General features: G+C 58.6%; 14 protein-coding genes. 3 read left to right on the top strand and 11 right to left on the bottom strand.

The window, feature by feature from the left end:
- Positions 1-34: 34 nt before the first annotated feature.
- Genes K420_RS0103675 through K420_RS0103720 form a run of 10 tightly spaced genes read right to left on the bottom strand, consistent with a single transcriptional unit; the run spans position 35 to position 10,726 of the window.
- Positions 35-607, bottom strand: coding sequence for a chemotaxis protein CheD (locus K420_RS0103675; RefSeq protein ID WP_035854471.1), 573 nt, complete (start codon positions 605-607; stop codon positions 35-37).
- A gap of 2 nt (positions 608-609) precedes the next feature.
- Positions 610-2,229 carry a methyl-accepting chemotaxis protein gene (locus K420_RS18010; protein WP_084019546.1) on the bottom strand — a complete coding sequence of 540 codons (1,620 nt, stop codon included), beginning with the start codon at positions 2,227-2,229 and terminating at the stop codon, positions 610-612.
- A 44-nt stretch (positions 2,230-2,273) separates the two neighbouring features.
- Complete coding sequence (locus tag K420_RS18015) at positions 2,274-3,350, bottom strand: protein-glutamate methylesterase/protein-glutamine glutaminase (RefSeq protein WP_035854472.1); 1,077 nt, start codon at positions 3,348-3,350, stop codon at positions 2,274-2,276.
- A 5-nt stretch (positions 3,351-3,355) separates the two neighbouring features.
- The gene (locus tag K420_RS0103690) at positions 3,356-4,177 is read right to left on the bottom strand and encodes a CheR family methyltransferase (protein ID WP_027456864.1); all 822 of its coding nucleotides are present in this window, start codon (positions 4,175-4,177) and stop codon (positions 3,356-3,358) included.
- A gap of 10 nt (positions 4,178-4,187) precedes the next feature.
- Positions 4,188-4,736 carry a chemotaxis protein CheW gene (locus K420_RS18020; RefSeq protein ID WP_035854473.1) on the bottom strand — a complete coding sequence of 183 codons (549 nt, stop codon included), beginning with the start codon at positions 4,734-4,736 and terminating at the stop codon, positions 4,188-4,190.
- Between the two features lie 11 nt (positions 4,737-4,747).
- Complete coding sequence (locus tag K420_RS0103700; protein ID WP_232422816.1) at positions 4,748-6,508, bottom strand: methyl-accepting chemotaxis protein; 1,761 nt, start codon at positions 6,506-6,508, stop codon at positions 4,748-4,750.
- Positions 6,438-8,660 carry a chemotaxis protein CheA gene (locus K420_RS18025; protein ID WP_051452940.1) on the bottom strand — a complete coding sequence of 741 codons (2,223 nt, stop codon included), beginning with the start codon at positions 8,658-8,660 and terminating at the stop codon, positions 6,438-6,440. The genes K420_RS0103700 and K420_RS18025 overlap by 71 nt, the downstream gene beginning before the upstream one ends.
- Positions 8,653-9,027 carry an STAS domain-containing protein gene (locus K420_RS18030; RefSeq protein ID WP_051452941.1) on the bottom strand — a complete coding sequence of 125 codons (375 nt, stop codon included), beginning with the start codon at positions 9,025-9,027 and terminating at the stop codon, positions 8,653-8,655. Before K420_RS18030 ends, K420_RS18025 begins: the two co-directional genes overlap by 8 nt.
- Before the next feature lie 17 nt (positions 9,028-9,044).
- Positions 9,045-10,322, bottom strand: coding sequence for a methyl-accepting chemotaxis protein (locus K420_RS0103715; RefSeq protein ID WP_027456866.1), 1,278 nt, complete (start codon positions 10,320-10,322; stop codon positions 9,045-9,047).
- A 38-nt stretch (positions 10,323-10,360) separates the two neighbouring features.
- Positions 10,361-10,726 (bottom strand): response regulator, encoded by a 366-nt coding sequence (locus tag K420_RS0103720; protein ID WP_027456867.1) that lies wholly within the window; start codon positions 10,724-10,726, stop codon positions 10,361-10,363.
- Between the two features lie 368 nt (positions 10,727-11,094).
- On the opposite strand from K420_RS0103720, the gene K420_RS0103725 reads away from it, so the two are divergent.
- Together K420_RS0103725 and K420_RS18035 are read left to right on the top strand one after the other, a co-directional pair.
- Positions 11,095-12,579: an excisionase family DNA-binding protein gene (locus K420_RS0103725; protein ID WP_027456868.1), complete on the top strand. Its 1,485-nt coding sequence runs from the start codon at positions 11,095-11,097 to the stop codon at positions 12,577-12,579.
- An 8-nt stretch (positions 12,580-12,587) separates the two neighbouring features.
- On the top strand, positions 12,588-12,971 hold the full coding sequence (locus tag K420_RS18035; RefSeq protein WP_035854476.1) for a response regulator: 384 nt from the start codon (positions 12,588-12,590) through the stop codon (positions 12,969-12,971).
- 1,044 nt (positions 12,972-14,015) lie between these two features.
- On the opposite strand, the gene dcm is transcribed toward K420_RS18035, so the two are convergent.
- Positions 14,016-16,175, bottom strand: coding sequence for a DNA (cytosine-5-)-methyltransferase (gene dcm, locus K420_RS20000; RefSeq protein ID WP_198293788.1), 2,160 nt, complete (start codon positions 16,173-16,175; stop codon positions 14,016-14,018).
- Between the two features lie 402 nt (positions 16,176-16,577).
- Between dcm and K420_RS0103745 the strand changes: the two genes are divergently transcribed.
- The gene (locus tag K420_RS0103745) at positions 16,578-17,315 is read left to right on the top strand and encodes a hypothetical protein (RefSeq protein ID WP_157274987.1); all 738 of its coding nucleotides are present in this window, start codon (positions 16,578-16,580) and stop codon (positions 17,313-17,315) included.
- Positions 17,316-17,425: the final 110 nt, after the last annotated feature.

The following is a 17,425-nucleotide window of genomic DNA, read 5'->3' on the forward strand; positions in this document are numbered from 1 at the left end:
TTAGAAGCGTTATAGGAAATTCTAAAAACAGGGATCAGAACAACTCGACATGAAAGGCGGGCCGGCGCGCCTGTAAGCGCCGTTCGTACATCGCTTCGGCATGCACCAGTTCCTGCGTGCCGGCTTGGTTGACTGGGGAGCGGCGGCACCAGGCGTCGCCCGTATGGGGATCGAAGTACACCTTTCGCGAGAAATGCCCTAGCGTGTTCGAGGCGATGATGGGGATTCTCTCTCGCTCCAGCCATTCGGTCGCGAAAGCGACATTGCGCTCTCCGATAGCCATGCGAATGCTGCTGACAATGGTGCCGCCACCGAATACCTTGGCGACCAGTTTTTCCTTGCGCGCCCCCTTGGCCAGCATGGCGTTGAAGAGGGTGGCCATGGCTGCATCGCCGGCCAAGACGATATCTGCCGATTCGTGGCTGGTATTCAGGCGGGTCGGTAGCAAGAAGTGATTCATGCCCCCTAGGCGCAATTGTCCGTCATACAGGCAGACGGCCACGCAGGAGCCGAGCACCGTCGTCAATGGCCGCTGCTTCTCGACGCTCCAGGCCCCTGGATTGAGGTTACGCGGCGGCAGGCTGTGCTCCCTTGCTCCAATTAGCATTATTAGCCCCGTTCACTCCATACGGCCTCATCCAGGCGAGAGTGGAAGGCCAAGCGCAAGCCTCCCCAGTGTTGCCCGCAGACGACAATTGGTGCGCAAACCTCCTTCAGCAGCACAATGTTTCCATTGCCCATGTCGCGACGATAGGATTGCAGCAGGAAAGCGCGCGTATTCTGGGCCGAGGTGATACCGGTTTCGTCGTCGAAAATACGTCGATTGCGGCAGTTGGCGGTATTCCAAACCGGATCGGAACCCTGTGGCCGGGAAAAAATGGTATTGTGGGTCGGCAGATAACCAGTTCTGTCCACCGCCGCGCAGAATACGATGTTGCTGTCGGCAGCAATCACGGCTTCCTGAATGGCAGGCAGCACTCTGTCCGTCAGTTCAGTAAACGGCGCTATGAACTGCTGCGGATTGGTTCCTGGGATGGGCTGGTATTGTGTGTCGAACAGGGCAGCCAGCGTAATCTCGCCGCGCTTGACTGCCTCCTCGAAGACTTCCGAGACGCGCCGGGCGTTATCTCGAACGATATCGATATAGCGTACATCTGTCGGAAGAGCCGCTCCCTGACGGACCCGGAAATATACGGCCGTCTGCTGTAATTGGCGCGCCGCAACATCCATGAACCGGGCCTCATCGCCCAACGTTTCGCCGAGCAGCGACGACTGGCTGGCAACATCGTTCAAGGTCCGCATGGCGGAGGCAATCTGTTCGAGGCCCTGCAACTGGCCAGCTGATGCCTGGGTGATCTCGTCGACCAAGGTCGAGGTCTGCTGAATGACCGGCATAGTCATATTGATCTCGGTCCCGGCCTGCTCGGCCATGCGAACCCCGTCGGTAGCAATCCGGCCGATGTCGGCGGAAGCCTCTTGGGCGCGTTCGGCGAGCTTGCGCACCTCGGCAGCCACCACGGCAAAGCCCCTGCCATGGGCACCGGCACGCGCCGCTTCGATGGCGGCATTTAAGGCCAGTAGATTCGTCCGGTAGGCCAGTTCGTCGACGACGCGGACCTTCTCGGCGATACCGCGCATGGCCTCGACCGCCACATTGACGGCGCTGGCGCCGGCCTGGCCTTTTTCGGCCGCGCTGGCAGATAGGCGGTTGGCCTCGGCAGCGCCTTGGGCGTTGTTTTCGGCCGAACTCTGCAGGTCGGACAACTGGGCCGTCGTTTCGGTAATCACAGTTGCCTGACCATCGACGCTCTTCCCGCTTTCAATGGAAGCTTCCTTGAGTTTGCCGCTGATGTCACCGATCTCGCCAGCGACCCTCTGAACTTCGAAAATCGTCTGGCGCAGTTGGGAAACCACCAAATCGACATGGAACATGAAACTGCGGCGATCTCCCTTCCTGAGAGGGAACGTCGTCCCGAATTCGCCACGCGACAGGTCACGCAGGTATTGATAAATCACCGGACCCGGACCACCGAGTTCTCCTTCGATCGCACGTATGGCATAGATGGGCAATGCCATGAACATCATGAATGAGGCAGACGCGGCGTAATTTAGAAGGACAGGGGCATTACCCTGCAGGATTGTCCACCCGGCCCCAGCGAATAGCGGCAGACTAGCGGCAGCCGCAGCCAGGCTGATGCGAGTGGCGCAAATTAATTTCCATTTGCTCATGATTGTCTCCTTTACCGCTCTCGCAGGAGTCGGCTTTTTGGTTGTTACAGAAAATGTTCGATTTCGCTGGCCATCGCCCCCAGCGGCAGGATTTTTTTAGCCGCGCCCAGGCGGATGGCTTCCATCGGCATACCAAACACCACGCAGGTCGATTCGTCCTCAGCCACCGTTTCGGCACCGGCATCCCGCATCTCCTTCAACCCGCGCGCGCCATCATCACCCATGCCGGTCATGATGATGCCAAGCGCATTCTGCCCAGCGGCCTGGGCCACAGAGCGGAATAGGACATCAACCGAAGGCCGGTGGCGATTGACCAGTGGCCCATCAATCACATCGACCACATATTGGGCGCCGTTGCGCTTGAGCATCATGTGGCGCCCACCGGGGGCGATAAGCACTAGGCCATGGATGACACGGTCTCCTGCCTTGGCCTCCCGAACTTCGACGGCGCAAATCTGGTTGAGACGCTGTGCAAACTGCGCAGTGAATTTTTCCGGCATGTGCTGGACCACCACCATACCGGGGCAGACTGCCGGCAGCGCTGTGAGAATCGCCTGCAGGGCCTGCGTGCCGCCGGTCGAGGTGCCGATGGCCACTACCCGGTCCGTAGTCTTGGGCATGGCAACTCTCCCCGCCTGTCGGGCTGCCAGCACAGCATCGGCCGTCAGCTTGGGTGAGGGCGGCAGCGGGACGGCATTTGCTCGGGCCAGGCGGTGCAGATTGGCACGCGCGGCCGCACGCACCGCGCGCACCAGATCGCTGGAAGCGTCGCGCAGAAAATCCCCAACCCCGCTCTTGGGTTTGGTAATGATTTCGACAGCCCCAGCGCTCAAGGCATCCAGGGTGGTTTGCGCCCCCTGCTCGGTCAGGGAAGAGCAAATGACAGTCGGCGTTGGATGTTCCTTCATGATGCGTTTTAGGAAGGAGATGCCATCCATCCTGGGCATTTCCACATCCAGCACGATGACATCCGGCCAGGCTTTCGTCATCTTTTCGAGCGCGAACAGCGGATCGCTCGCCGTGCCGATTACCTCGATATCCGGCGCCTTGCTCAAGGCCTCGCTGGTGACTTGGCGGACCACGGCGGAATCATCGACGACAAATACCCTGATCTTGGTCATTGGACTCACCTTTCAGGCCGCTGGTAAATCGTTGGTTGCACCAAGCGCAGGTCTTCCACTAGGCCATGCAGCGACTCCGAATGTCCGATGATCAGGTAGCCGCCTGGCCGAAGCTTGCCCAAGAGGCGTTGCACCACCTTGCGTTTGGTATCGACATCGAAATAAATCATGACGTTGCGCAGGAAGATCACATCGAAGGTGCCCACCTCGGGCAACGCCGCATTGAGGTTGACCTGCATGAAACGCGTCCGCTCGCGCAAGGCAGGGGCGATCCTGAAGGAGCCCGCAGCGGCACGGACACCTTTCAGGCACCAGTTCTTCAAATGCTGCTCCGGCAAGCCGCGTGTTTTGCTCATCGGGTATTGGCCGCTGCTCGCGGTTGCCAACACCTGGGTACTGATGTCCGAGCCGGTCACCCGCCAAGGACTGGTCAGGCCACGATGCTCAGCAAGCAACATGCACAGAGAATAGACCTCCTCGCCAGTCGAACAGGCGGCGCTCCAGATTTCCAGCGATGAAGAACCCGAATGCCTAGGCAGAATCTGGCGCTTGAGAAAATCGAAATGCGCCTCTTCGCGAAAGAAGTAGGTTTCATTGGTTGTCAGCAAATCCACCATGGTCTGCGTCTCGTCACCGTGCCGATCGGCAGAGAGCAGGTCCAGGTATTCACCGAACCCGGACATCCCGTAATGCCGTAAACGTTTGGCTAAGCGTCCGCAGACCAGCGTGCGTTTGGCGTCGGACAGGCTGATGCCGGCTAGCTGGTAGATTAGTTGGCGAAAGCGGGCAAATTCCTGGTCGCTGATGCCGACGGAGCTGATATGCATGGCGGTTTGCTCAGGTAGCGTCCGCTTCGATGATCTCTGACGAGGATCCCTGTGCAATGCCGGCCAAGGCAGCCATTTCCTCGACCGACAGGACATGGCGGATATCCAGGATGACGACAAAACGTCCGCCGACCTTTCCCATGCCGGCAATGAAATCGGTTCGAATCCTGGCGCCGAACGAAGGTGGTGGCTCGATCTCTCCCGGGGGGATATCGAGGACCTCGCTGACCGAATCGACGATGATGCCCAAGTCCTGGATCTCGTCGCCTTCGCGCACCTCCAGGATGACGATACAGGTGCGCCGCTGGGTTTCCGTGTGATCGCTGCCGAAACGCACCGACAAATCTATCACCGGGACAACCGTGCCACGCAGATTAATGACCCCGCGAATGAACGGCGGCGTCATTGGGATTTCGGTGACACTGCCGAATTCGATGATTTCTTTGACGTTGAGAATGCCGATGGCAAACATCTCTCCGCGCGAAGTGAAGGTCAGGTACTGATTGGCATCTCCAGCGGCAAGGTCCGCATAGCGCTGGGCAAGGGCTGTGGTCGACATGGCGACTCCTGTCAGAAACGTTCGAAATCGCCATCGCCAGCCGGCGCATGGCGCAATTGCGTCAGCGGCCGTGAAGACCTGCTAGGCGCAGCCGGGGCGCGACGGGTGGCCAATGCCGTCGTCTGACTCGGTGCGACTGCTGCGCCGCCTTGGATACGGAAGAACGTCATAATTTCCTGAAGCTGCTGCGACTGCGCATTCATTTCCTCGGCGGTGGCCGCCAGTTCTTCGGAAGCCGAGGCATTCTCCTGGGTTGCCTGGTTCAGTTGCATCATCGCCGCGTTGATCTGGTTGACGCCGGTTGCCTGCTCGCCGGAGGCAGCGGCGATTTCCTGCACTAGGTCGGAGGTCTTGCTGATCGTCGGCACCATCTCGTCGAGTACCTGGCCGGCCAGTTCGGCCACGCGGACGCTGGAAGTGGCGCGCTCGCCGATTTCCTGCGCGGCGACCTGGCTACGCTCCGCCAATTTGCGCACTTCGGCGGCGACCACGGCGAATCCCTTGCCGTGCTCGCCGGCCCTGGCCGCCTCGATGGCAGCGTTCAGCGCCAGCAGGTTGGTCTGATAGGCAATGTCGTCGATGATGCCGATCCGGCCGGCAATGTCCTTCATCGCCTCGACCGTTTCTCGCACAGCAGAGCCCCCCTCGGCCGCTTCCTTGGCCGCGGAAGAAGCCATGCCATCGGTGACGCGAGCATTTTCCGTATTTTGGTTGATCGAGGCGCTCATCTGTTCGATGCTGGCTGTCGACTCCTCGACGCTGGCTGCCTGCTCCGACGAGGATTGCGACAGGGTCTGCGCAGTAGACGCCACCTGCTGCGAAGCAGACGCCAGTGTGTCGGCGGAAATGCGCACCTGGCCGATTACCTGGGATAGCTTGCCGATCATCTTTTGTTGCGATTGCAGCAACTGCCCGACTTCGTCGTTGCCGCGATATTCGATGCGCACCGTTAGGTCGCCATTGGCCATGGCGTCGGCTACTGCCATCGCCTGCTGTAGGCTGCCGCGGATGCCGCGCACGATGACCCAGCCAACGACCAGCGCCAGTATGGCAATCACTGCCACGCCGGCAACCATGAGGGTGCGGATGGTTTCGAAGTGGGCCTTAGCATCAGCATACGCCTGCTGACTGCGACGATCATTCAATTCGGACAGGCGCTCGGCCGCCGGCTTGGCCTGCTGGTAAAGCGGCTGAGTAACCTGTATACGATGTTGCGGGTAGGAGGCAAAGTCGCCTTTTTCCGCCAGGGCGATGGCCCCCAACAGGCCCTGCTGAACGAAGGCCTTCCGTTTTTCGACATATTCTTGGGCCAACTCCTTTAACTCAGCATCGTCGCCCTGCGCGGCCGTGTACTCCTGCCAAATTTCGCCAATGCGGGTTATATTGGCCTTGATGATGTCCACATGCTTTGCGATGCCGTGGTCATGCATCTTGGCTTCCGGCGATTGCGGATGGTGACTGCCGAGCAGCGCGACATTCAATATATTGGCTGCCATCAACTCGTTGATTTGCGCTAGACGATAGCTTTGTTGTAGGCCATCGCGGTACATGTGACCCAGTTCATCGCTCATACGCGACAGCGCATGGATGGCGAAGGCTGCGACCGTGGCAAGAACGCAGATCATGGCCACGGTACTACCAAGCAGGCGGGCACGAATTGTTAGGTGATTAAACATAAGGATTCTCGTCTCGACAGTTGAATTAGGGATTGGAGGTAGCGGCCAACCGTTCGTTTTCCAGTCGGTGGCGCGTTGAACCAGCGTTCTGGTCATGCTCAGCAAGAGTGGCCAGCTGGATCAGGCTCGGCACATCGATGATTAGGGCAACATCCCCAGAGCCCATGATGCTGGAGCCGGCCAGGCCGCGCAGATGGCGGAACAGGTTGCCCAGCGGCTTGATGACTGTGTGGTATTCGCCCTGTAGTTGATCGACGACAATGCCAGCACGCTGGCCACCCGCCTGCACCACCACCACGTTCTGGCGGAGCGGCGCCGCTCCCCCGATTTCGAACAGGTCGCGTAATGCCAGGAATGGCAGGGGCTGGCCCCGTAGATTCAGCACATTGCCCAGAGCTTCGCCTTCCTTGAGTTCCAGGCATTCGACGACGCTATCCAGAGGAATGACATAGGCGCCACCGCCCACGCTGACCAGGAAGCCGTCGATCATCGCCAGGGTGAGCGGGAGGCGCAGCACAAAACGCGTTCCCTGGCCAGGAGAGGAGTGCACATCAATGGTGCCACGCAGTGCGAGGATGCTCTTCTTTACCACATCCATGCCGACGCCCCGCCCCGACAGATTGCTGACCTGCTCTGCCGTCGAAAAGCCCGGCTCGAAAATTAGGTTGTAGATGTCGTTTTCGCCCAGCGTGGCATTGGTGTCGATCAGGCCGCGTTCGACGGCTTTCGCCCGGATGCGCTCGACATTCAGGCCACCGCCATCGTCGGCCACCTCAATGACCACGCAGCCGGTATCATGATAGGCATTCAAGGTGACCCGCCCGGTCACGGGCTTGCCGCGGGCCAAGCGGGTCTCGGCCGTTTCAATGCCATGGTCGATAGCGTTGCGCACCAGATGTAGCAGGGGATCGGCCAGTTTTTCAACGACCGACTTATCCAGTTCGGTCTCCCCTCCGCGCAGTTCGAGATCGATCTGCTTGCCGGTTTCCCGGGCGGTGTCCCGTACCACGCGCTGAAAGCGCTTGAAGGTTTCGCCGACGGTCACCATGCGTAGCTGCAACGAGGCATCGCGCACTTCCTCCAGTAGGCGGCTGAGGAGGGCCATAGCTTCGGTGAGCAGTCCATCGCCGGACTGCCGGGCCAGCAGTTGCGCCGACGATCCGGCGATGACCAGTTCTCCGACCAGATCGATCAGACTGTCGAGCTTCTCAGCTGGCACGCGCACGAGTCGCGTGTCCTGGCCTGTCCGTTCCTTGGCAGCGACAATGCGGCTACCCGGTACCGTAGCACCTCCCGACGAGGATGGCCCATTTTCTACCGTTTTGGTCAGGGTACCGGCAGCCGTTTCAAGGAGTATGTTATCCAGCAGTGAAGCAGCCGATGCGCATGGAGTCAGGGCGCCTGATTGGCCGAAAATTTCAGTCAGTCGCGCAAGGGATTCCGGCAGGGACGCCATCAGTGCCGCATATTCGCTTAGCGGGCTGTGCGGCGGCAGGATGCACAATGCGCACTCATCCTGCACGAACTGAAAAACCTGCTCGAGGTTAGCCTGAGTCACCGGTTCTACATCCGCCTCCAGATCGATTTCATAGCCTAGGTAACAGGATTCGGGGTCCATTTCCTCGGCGAGCGGCATGGTATCGGCGAGGGTGGCGACGTTCCGAAGCCTCCCACATTCGCTAAGGCGCTGCAGGAAGGCTGCCGGGTCCATCCCGTGGCGGAAAGTGTCGCGGCCGAAACGAACCGAGATATGCCAGCAGGGATTGCTCGATACCCCCTCTACCGTCCCAGTGTTACCGAAGGGTCGGGCATCGACACTTGCCTGCGCCTCACCGTCCTGCGCCGTATTTTGCCCTCCTTCCTGGTCGATCCAGGCCCGCATGCTGTCGACCAACTGGGCGCCCTCGTGCGCAAGGGCCGCTTCGAGATCGCTCTGCGGTGAGGCAATGCAGGCTAGTAGCGCGCGGATATGGTCGCAGGCAGACAGAATGACGCTGATCATGTCGCCGTTGGCTTGGAGCTTTCCTTCGCGCAGGCGGTCGAGAAGGTTTTCCAGCACATGTGTGAATTCTTCGATGGCCGTCATTTCGACCACGCCGGCACTGCCCTTGATAGTGTGCGCCGCCCGGAATATTGCATTCAGGGTTTCCTGATCATCGCCTCCCTGTTCCAGGGTCATCAGGCCGGCTTCCATTTCGTCCAGCTTTTCGCTGGCTTCGTGAAAAAATACGCCCAGGATTTCATCCACGGCTTGTCTCCTCCGTTTGCAGTGCCAGGGCGGCGCTGCTTTCCCCAGTTTCTACGCATTGCCTGAGCATTTCGTGCAGACCGAACGCTTCGAGCAGACGCCGCACCGCGTCGCTGCAGGCGATGATTCCGATCCTTGCCCCCAACCGCCCAGCCTCGCGCCATGCCAGCATCAGCAGTTGAATACCGCTGCTGTCGATCTCCGTCACGGCACCAAGGTCGAGTGCCAGCGTGCCGTTCCGGCGGATGGCGGCGAGCAGCAGCGCTTTCAATGCCTCGGCTTGATAAATCGACATTTCGGTTTCGATGCGCAGCGCATCGCCCTGCAGATCGTTGGCAACCTCGGCGAGACTGTCTGTTTGCATCATGGTGACTCCGCGTTAAGTCAGAAAAGCTCAACCGCCGGGGCGGCGGCGCCGCCGCCTGACTCCGACGAATGTGTGCCGCCAAGGACATCCTGGTGTGTCTTGCGCTGAGAGGCCATGACGTAAGCGTCGTAGAACGCTTTCAGTTGTTCTTCAAGCGGGACCAGTTCCAAGGGGCCGACATCCGGATTCTCAAGATGCCGTGCCAGTGCTTCCGCATGAGTTTCAAGAATGCCCAGTCCGGACTGCACCTGCCGAATCTGCTGGCTGGCGATATCCTGGAATTGCATCGCCGAGAGGACTTCATAGAACATGGCGTCGAGCCTCTCGGTTGCATCGCGCACAGCCCTGACTGCATCCGCTTCCCGATCGATCGCCATCTGGAATTCCAGTCCCAGTGTTTCGAGTTGCGCGCTGATTCCCCGCAGGGCATCCCCCTCTTCCCGAAGGCGCTCTTCGGATAGCTTGTTCTTAAACTCTTCGCCGACAGAGGCAGCCACACCACTGATACCGACCTGTATCCGGGAAGCTGCCGAAGCCACCTCCCCCGACAACTTGCGCACCTCGTCTGCCACCACTGCGAAACCCCGCCCGCTTTCGCCAGCACGAGCAGCCTCAATGGCGGCGTTGAGGGCTAGGAGGTTGGTTTGCGTGGCAATCCCCTTGATGACATCTGTCAGCCCCGCCAGGGAATTTGTTTCCTCTACGATATCGCTGGCTCGCCGACGATCCTCCTCGGCAGAGTCGATGCGGTCGCGGATGTACTGATCCAGCGTTGCCAGAACTGTACGATTACGTTCGCCACGCTGAACTGTATCGAGTGTCAATGCTTCGCTGCTTTTCGAGACATCCACCACCAGCCCCTTGAGCGCACTCAAGGTGTCATCAATCTGCTGCAGCTTTGCCGTAATACTGAGGGCGGCGTCGTTGGTTTCGACCGCTACCCGCTCCAGCAAACCATTCTTCAGTTTACCCACGGCATGTACCGAACGCAGTTCGGCAATGACGTGCCGTAGCGCATTGCGCAATGCATCGGCACGGGCATCGCTGACCACTGCATTTTTCTGTGCAAGCACCACCAGATCACGAAAAACCAGCAAGGAGATGCGTCGCGACGCCGCATAGCTCACCAGTACGACCAGAACGACCCCAAGGGAAGATGCAAGCAACTCCGAGAGGCCGACTTTCTCCATCCAATGGACGAACTCGGCACCACCGATGTACACCCCGGCCCCAGCCACGAGAGCAATGAGAGCGAAGACCACTCGCTCTCGACGCAGGTAATCCAGAAATTCCATATATCAGCCCTGCCTGAGCAATGACCACCCTTGGCGGTTCAACGGATAACCGCTTTGATGGTATTGAGCAGCGAATCGGAGGTGGCCGGCTTGACCAGCCAACCCGAGGCCCCTGCCGCCTTGGCCTCGGTGCGGCGTTCTTGCTGGGACTCGGTAGTCAGGAACAGGATCGGCATAAACTTGCAAGCTGGCAGTTTTCGTACCTCACGAATGAATTCGATGCCGTTCATGCCGGGCATGTTGAGGTCCGTAATCAGCAGGTTGGGCTTCATACCCGAATTGAACTTTGCCAACCCCTCCGCTGCACTTGCTGCTGTTTCGACCGAGTAGCCGGCCTTGGCCAGAATGCCCGAAATCGACATCAGAACCGTGGCGGAGTCATCCACCAGAAGTATCGTAGCCATCGTTTTTCTATCTCCAAGATACGGTTGGCGGGTGAGTTATCAAATTTTAGGCAAACAATGAAACAAAAAGCGTCCGCCCAGAGATCTGAACCCCATGCCTGCAGCCTGCTAAATATCCGTTGCATCCATTGCGAACCTCTGCAATCGCTCGACCGGTCCGATAGATTGCCTTTTCATCATTCGCCCCGGGTTTCAGATTGTGACAGGCAAAAATGAAAAGTCAACTGGAATCTGCAATGTTGTTATCAAATTTAGCGTTGAGCAACTCCGCCTGCACCCGCAGTACGTACCTTTGCGCCAAGGGCGCAGCATGAAGAAAGGGAGGGTGGAAGAGGGGTATTCGATAAGATTTCTGATAAAATGAAAACATGAATCCGCGAATTTCCACTTCCAGCGTCGATCACGCGCGGCTCCTGGCGCTTCCTGAGACCTGTTCCACTCAGGAGGTGGCTCGTTCGCTAGGGGTGTCACTACGGACCGTGCAACTATGGGTTGACGGCGGCCTTCTGGATGCCTGGAAAACGACAGGTGGCCACCGCCGGATACCCAAGGATTCGGTTGTGCACCTAATCGGCCAGCTTCACGCCAGGGAGTCAGCCCCTGACGTGCAGAGGACGCCCGTCAGTGACAACCTCCTTTATTTGGCCCATCACCCGATACTCGATCGGCACGGACACCCTATCGGCCATGAATTGTTGTATCGATGCGGTCCTGACCCTGCGTCCTCCCCCATTACCGACCCCGTTCAGGCCACCTCTCATGTCATTCGCACCGCTTTTGGCGAACTAGGTTTCCTTGGCGCGATTGGCGACGGCCTCTGCTTTATCAATGTAGAGGCGACCATGTTGGACGAGAACCTGATTGAACTCCTAGACCCCACGAAGATCGTTCTGGAATTGCCCGGGGATAGCGTGGTTACCGAGAGCTTGTCGGAGCGCTGTGTTGCTTTGAAACGGGCGGGATTCAGGTTGTTGCTGGAAAATTTCGTTCCGGGAAGAAGCGCGGAGGCTCTCCTTCCGTTGGCTGATTTCATCAAGATCGACTTTCGCTCGAATTTGGATTCGCTCTTGATCAGCGGTGCTATGGAGTCCATGTCCGGCCGGGTCAAGCTCATCGGGGGCCGCCTGGAGACACTGCAGGCGTATGACCTAGCCAAACGCATCGGTTGCGACTACTTTCAGGGTTTTTATTTCTCCCGGCCGGTCATTGTTCGGGGGCGTGAGATTTCGCCAGAGAAGGCAGCGCTGTTGGATTTATTGCGCCTGCTTCTGTCTGGCAGTGCCGAGAATGAGGAAATTGAAGGTCGGCTGAAACAGAATCCCGGACTTTGCTTCAGCCTGCTCCGACTGGCCAACTCGGTCGCCGGCGGCTTGTCACGACGGGTCAATAACATTCGGGAAGTTCTGTTGGTGCTTGGGCGCAAGAACCTCACGCGCTGGGTCCAATTGCTGCTTTTCACCGGCAACGAGCAACTTCCCGGGGCTACCAATCCGCTATTGCTGGCCGCTGCATATCGGGGTCGTTTTCTTGAAAGCCTCGTCGCTCAATTAGGGAGTCAGGCTCATCTGCAAGAAAGCGCATTTCTGGTTGGTATCCTGTCCTATGTTGATACCTTGCTAAGCGCCCCTCTGGAACAAGTCATCAGCAAGCTCGGTTTGTCCGATGAAATCGAGGCGGCCCTCCTGACCCGTAGCGGGTCGCTAGGAGAGTTGCTGTCTTTGTCAATTGCGCTCGACGAAGAGGACTTTGCCACAGCCCAATCGCTCATGGAGCGCTTGAGCATCGACCATGACACGATGCTTGGCAAGATGGTCGATTCCCTCGGTTGGAGCATGAGCATCTTGAAAGACTGACTCATCCCATGAGAAAAGCAAAATTTGCATTGGTTGTCGATGACAGCCTCGTTAGCCGCGAACTGGTTGGCCGCGTCTTGGAGAAACTGGGCTGGACGGTGTCCCTAGTTGAAGATGGCTATCAGGCACTGATCCTGCTCCAAAGCCGGAATTACGACATCATTTTTCTCGATTTGAGCATGCCAGGTATCTCAGGAGAAGAGACCTGCAAAAAAATACGTGCCCTCCCCCATGGAAGGGCAAGCAAAATCATTGCTTATACAGCGCATGCCTATGCTGACGATCACCCTCGTTTACTCGCTGAAGGCTTTGACAGGATTCTGATCAAGCCTGTTTCAGTACAGGCGTTCGCGGATGTTATTGTTGATTTAGACAAGAGTGAGCAACGATAATTAGTCGGTGCGGAATCAATCAAGAACCCCCGCCGTTTCCAGCGGGGGTACCTGAACAGTGGCTCAGCATGTCCTGCTGACACTGCTCTACTGCCGTATCGAATACCGGTGCCACCCGGTCGGGAATGGGGTTCAAGCCATTCCCGGATTTTGAATACACCCCATCGCCTGCCACGGCGATTAGACAGCCATTTCAACTGCTCCCGGCTTTCGACAACATGAACATCCGGCTAGTCTGCCCATGTGCTCCGACGCACTCGATTTATCGAGCTATCGCTACTCACCAAGTCTCCCCCGCGTAGCCTCGACGGTGCCACCCGTTTCAACGGCCTTAGCGGTTCCCAAGTTCTCCGACAGGATTTTGATGCTTAGGATGCCTGCTCGGGCAACAACGATTTTCTGCGAGATCATCTCGCTCACCCACGACGCGTTCAACGCCGTCAGGCTTTCGGTGGGGCAAGATTCCAAAACCCCTCACCTACTCCGTTGTGCCTTCATCACAGCTAGCCTGACACCGGTTCCCGGTACCACATCCGTCACATCCCCACAGCCACTTCGAGAGTGGCCGTTACACGCTTGAGCTGTCCAGCGACCCATTCCGGTTGCCCGGAATGGTGCCAGCGTTTCCAGTTCTCCCTCCACGCCCTGCGCCCTTTCGGAACGCCTCAGCAGGCCCGCGTGTGGTCACAGGTTCTACGATCGCTCGCAGCCCCCGGGTAGGATTCGACCTACATTCCCATCGGCAGGGTTGCCCGTTTCCGCCTTGCGGCTTCCCCGGTTGGCCCGTGCCCTTGTCGCCCGACCTTGCCCTAATCGAGTGGAGTCGAAGCCGGGGAGTTGAACCCCGGCAGCGCTCCGTTGCGAGAGCCAAACTCCGTTGGAGGAATTGATGACCCTATTGCCGCGCCAGCGCAATTACGCGCACGCGGCTGCCGCAGTCTGATCTAGCCTAGCGGGGCTAGATGTATCGAGAGATCCCTCTCGGCGCTATCGTGTGGTGTGAGGTTGGCAACCTCACACGGTCCAGTGGCAGGTTGTTTCCCCTCATGTTGGCAGTACACGAGTGTCATCGTGTATAGCGACATCCTCTCCGGGGCTGAATGGATTCGCGCCCAGGTCGCAACCGGACATGACGACTGCCACAACCTCGCGTGCATTGGCGGTCTCGTATACCTCATGTTCCCAGGGGGTGAAGTCGCTCACACCGACCAACGACGCATCCAGCAATTGCAGCTCATCGTCGGACATGCAGTACTGTCCCCAAGAATATTCATGCCGCCATTTCTCGAAACGCTCCATCGAACAATCCCAATCGTCAGGAATGTTGGTCGTGACGCAGTGGGTCTTCTCACCGCAGACGAAGACCACCGGTATTCGGATATCGCCGTCAGCCACTCCCGCCTCGCGCCCCGAACGGACCAAGGCCTCCACGATGTAGATGGGAATTCCAATGCGAACCTGCCCATTTTCTGGTGTCGCCGCTTCGTAGAAAGCAACTGTGTCGGCTTGTGACTCATCCAGTTGAGGAACCAACTCGATTTGTATCGTTCTTTCGAGGTGAATTGGACCAGGTGTCAATTCCGGCGGTGGACAGACTATCAGCGAGTACCGAGAGATAGGGCCAAATCCCATTTCCGTCAAATGTCCGGAGTCTATGACATACGCTGGGCAGCAATATCCCGTACGTTGTCTGTCCGAAGCAGCCGTTTCACCCAGAAGCCAGGCAAGGCTTGGACAGCGCGCGACAAATTCGGCGATGTTCATGGATACGTCAGCGGTTGCCGTATCGGTCTGCGAATCTTGTGGCGTTACCCCGCTGCCGGCGAGATCGCACTCCGCGCCTGGCGTGCTCATTTTGAATGACGGGTCATTGGTGAAGTATTGGAGTGCCTTACCCAGGCGCGTCACTAGGCCGGTGACTAGGGCATTGCCCATCAGGAAGGCGCGCTGACGAGCGGAAATCCCCGAAATGTCGGTGAAACCGCGCGGGAAGCCATTCAAGGCTTCCAGTTCTTCGGGCAGCAGACGGCGCAGGCGTTCATCCTCATGGCGCACGACATGGGTCGTTCGGGAGGGGGAACTGCCGCCTTCGCTGGTGATGATGGTCCGCGCCGGCGCATCCAGGGTGTCGGGGAAGGCCATGGCACCCTCGGTGTAGCAATAGGCATGGCCATTGCGGTTGCGCGGAATGGATTTCGCACCTTTGAGATAGGACCAGCGCTCGAGACTGAACTCCGGGAGAAAGAAGTCCTCCGGCACCACCTTAGTCCCGGCCACCACATCCCAGAGGGTCCTCGGGGTCGGCATCCCTACGAAGGAGGTGAAATCCTCGATGACCGGGGCGGCCAGGTCGCCGGTCCACACGTTACCCGCCAGCATCAGCCCCCCCGACTGGAACTGGCTTTTGCCGTTCAGCGGGGTGTAGTTATTCTGGGTCGTCCATACATCGCCTGCGAGCGTGAATTGACGCAAGGTGGCACCCGACTTCAACTGGCAAGGCAGAGCCGAGGTCATGACCCCAGTCATGGTCAGCCAGTCTAGCGGCTGATGGCAGGCGAGCGCAGCGTGAATCGCCGCATAGGCCGGTGTGCTCTGGTGGTAGGCCAAGATGAAGGCTCGCCGACGCTTTTGCGGATAACCGTAGTCGGCTGCATTGATAATGCGCCACTCGACGGCATAGCCCAGGGCTTGCAGCGAGGCCAGGATGACGGCGAAGTCCCGCCCCCTGCAGATGGATGGACTGGCCAGCAGCCGGTCTACATTCTCCAGCATCAGGTATTTGATGGGCTGACCGACATCCCGACGGTGCTCCAGCAGGGCGTGGATCGCCCACCACAATACGCCCTTCTTGCCGACCAGCCCCTGGGCTCGGTTGGCCGGTTGCGCGACCGAATAGTCCTGACAGGGAAAGCCGCCAACCAACATATCCGGATTCGCGCTATCGATGCGCGCCATGGCATCCGGGTCGGCCAGGACCTCGAAAATATCTCGATTGACCAGGTCGTTGCTGCCCCAGCGGGCCTGATAAACCTGAGCTGCCCATTGTGTCCTGGTCGCAGGTTCCCACTGGTTACTCCAGACAACCTCGAAGGCCGATTGCCCTTGCTCTTCACTGACAGCATTCAGTCCCAACCGGAAACCACCGACACCGGCAAACAATTCCAATACGCGCAACGGTTGCGCTGCATTTTTTTTATCTTCCACTCGTCATCTCCGGAAAAGCCCGGCGATGACGGCGATGAGCGCTGCACACCACGTACAACCTTGAAAACTCAGCGGCGACATTGGCCGGGCTGAGTGGTCTAGGCAGTGGTTTTAGCCTTCAGAAAAAAATGAGGGATCAAGCCTCCTGAATGGAAAAAACCTCTCCGGAGAGAGGCTGAGATAGAGGCCTGAGTACCGTGGATTGTTCGGATCAGGCGACGCTGGTGATATCCAAGCTGTTTTATTCCCGGGACTGGCGTGCGGGAATAAATGACCGGTACCCACTTCACCGGGTATTCATGAGCGATCAACTCATTCGCGGAAGGCGACCGAGGAAATAAAACGACTGGCTAGAGAAGAAAGCGCGGATGTTCCGCGTCATTTTTCTCTCTGGAGTCATTTATGAATACGGTTCTTCCCGCAGACAATCATGTGTCTGCCGCCCCTGCTGCCATCCCCTGTGAACACGAGATGCGGCTCTCGGACAGCGCGATGCTGCAACGCATGCGACGGGCACTGACCAAGCATCTCACCCGCATCTGGCCGACCCGGCATGTCCCCATCTGTCCTCCGGCCAGTGCCGGCCTGGTCTTTCCCTGTGACCTGGATATTCCCCTGCTCAAGGACCATCCCTCGAGCAAGGCGCTGGTGGTGTTTCTGCCGGTGGATTACGCGGAACATCTGGATACCTTGGCTCGGCAGTCGCCGACCATCATGATTCATCCCGATATCGGGATGACGGCACAGGAAGCATACTTGAGCTGGTCCTTGCCGGCCGCCCCCGGAAAGTTACCGGTGACGCTGTGGGTCGATTTGCCAAAGCTGGCAAATGACCTCGAGGAGAATTTGGTCTTCCTGGGGCGTCTGTTGATGCCGATTGTCTTGGTATCCGGGCAACGCGTCGTGCTGGGGGAATTCACCATCAGCCAAGCTGATTTCCGGACCGCCCTCGACCAAGCAGCCTTGGTACCGGCCAACGTGACACCGGCTGAGTTGGCCAAGGCGGCTGACAAGGCCAGCAAATACAGCGAGCGGCCGTGGCGTTTCATGCGTTATGAGTTGAAGCATGGGAATCGCCGTTTTGCGGTGAATTGGGCGCAGGTCTTCTCGATGCATCCGGGCGACCCATTGGCCGACTGACCGGTTCGGCGTTTCGGGTTTCTTGATCCGGGGCGCCGGTTGTTGGTTTCTCATAGAGATGGCCGGCTGATATGGGGCGGTACAGAAAAGCGCAGCCCGGAGGCTGCGCT

The sequence above is a fragment of the Dechloromonas agitata is5 genome (assembly GCF_000519045.1).
Taxonomy (GTDB): Bacteria; Pseudomonadota; Gammaproteobacteria; order Burkholderiales; family Rhodocyclaceae; genus Azonexus; species Azonexus agitatus.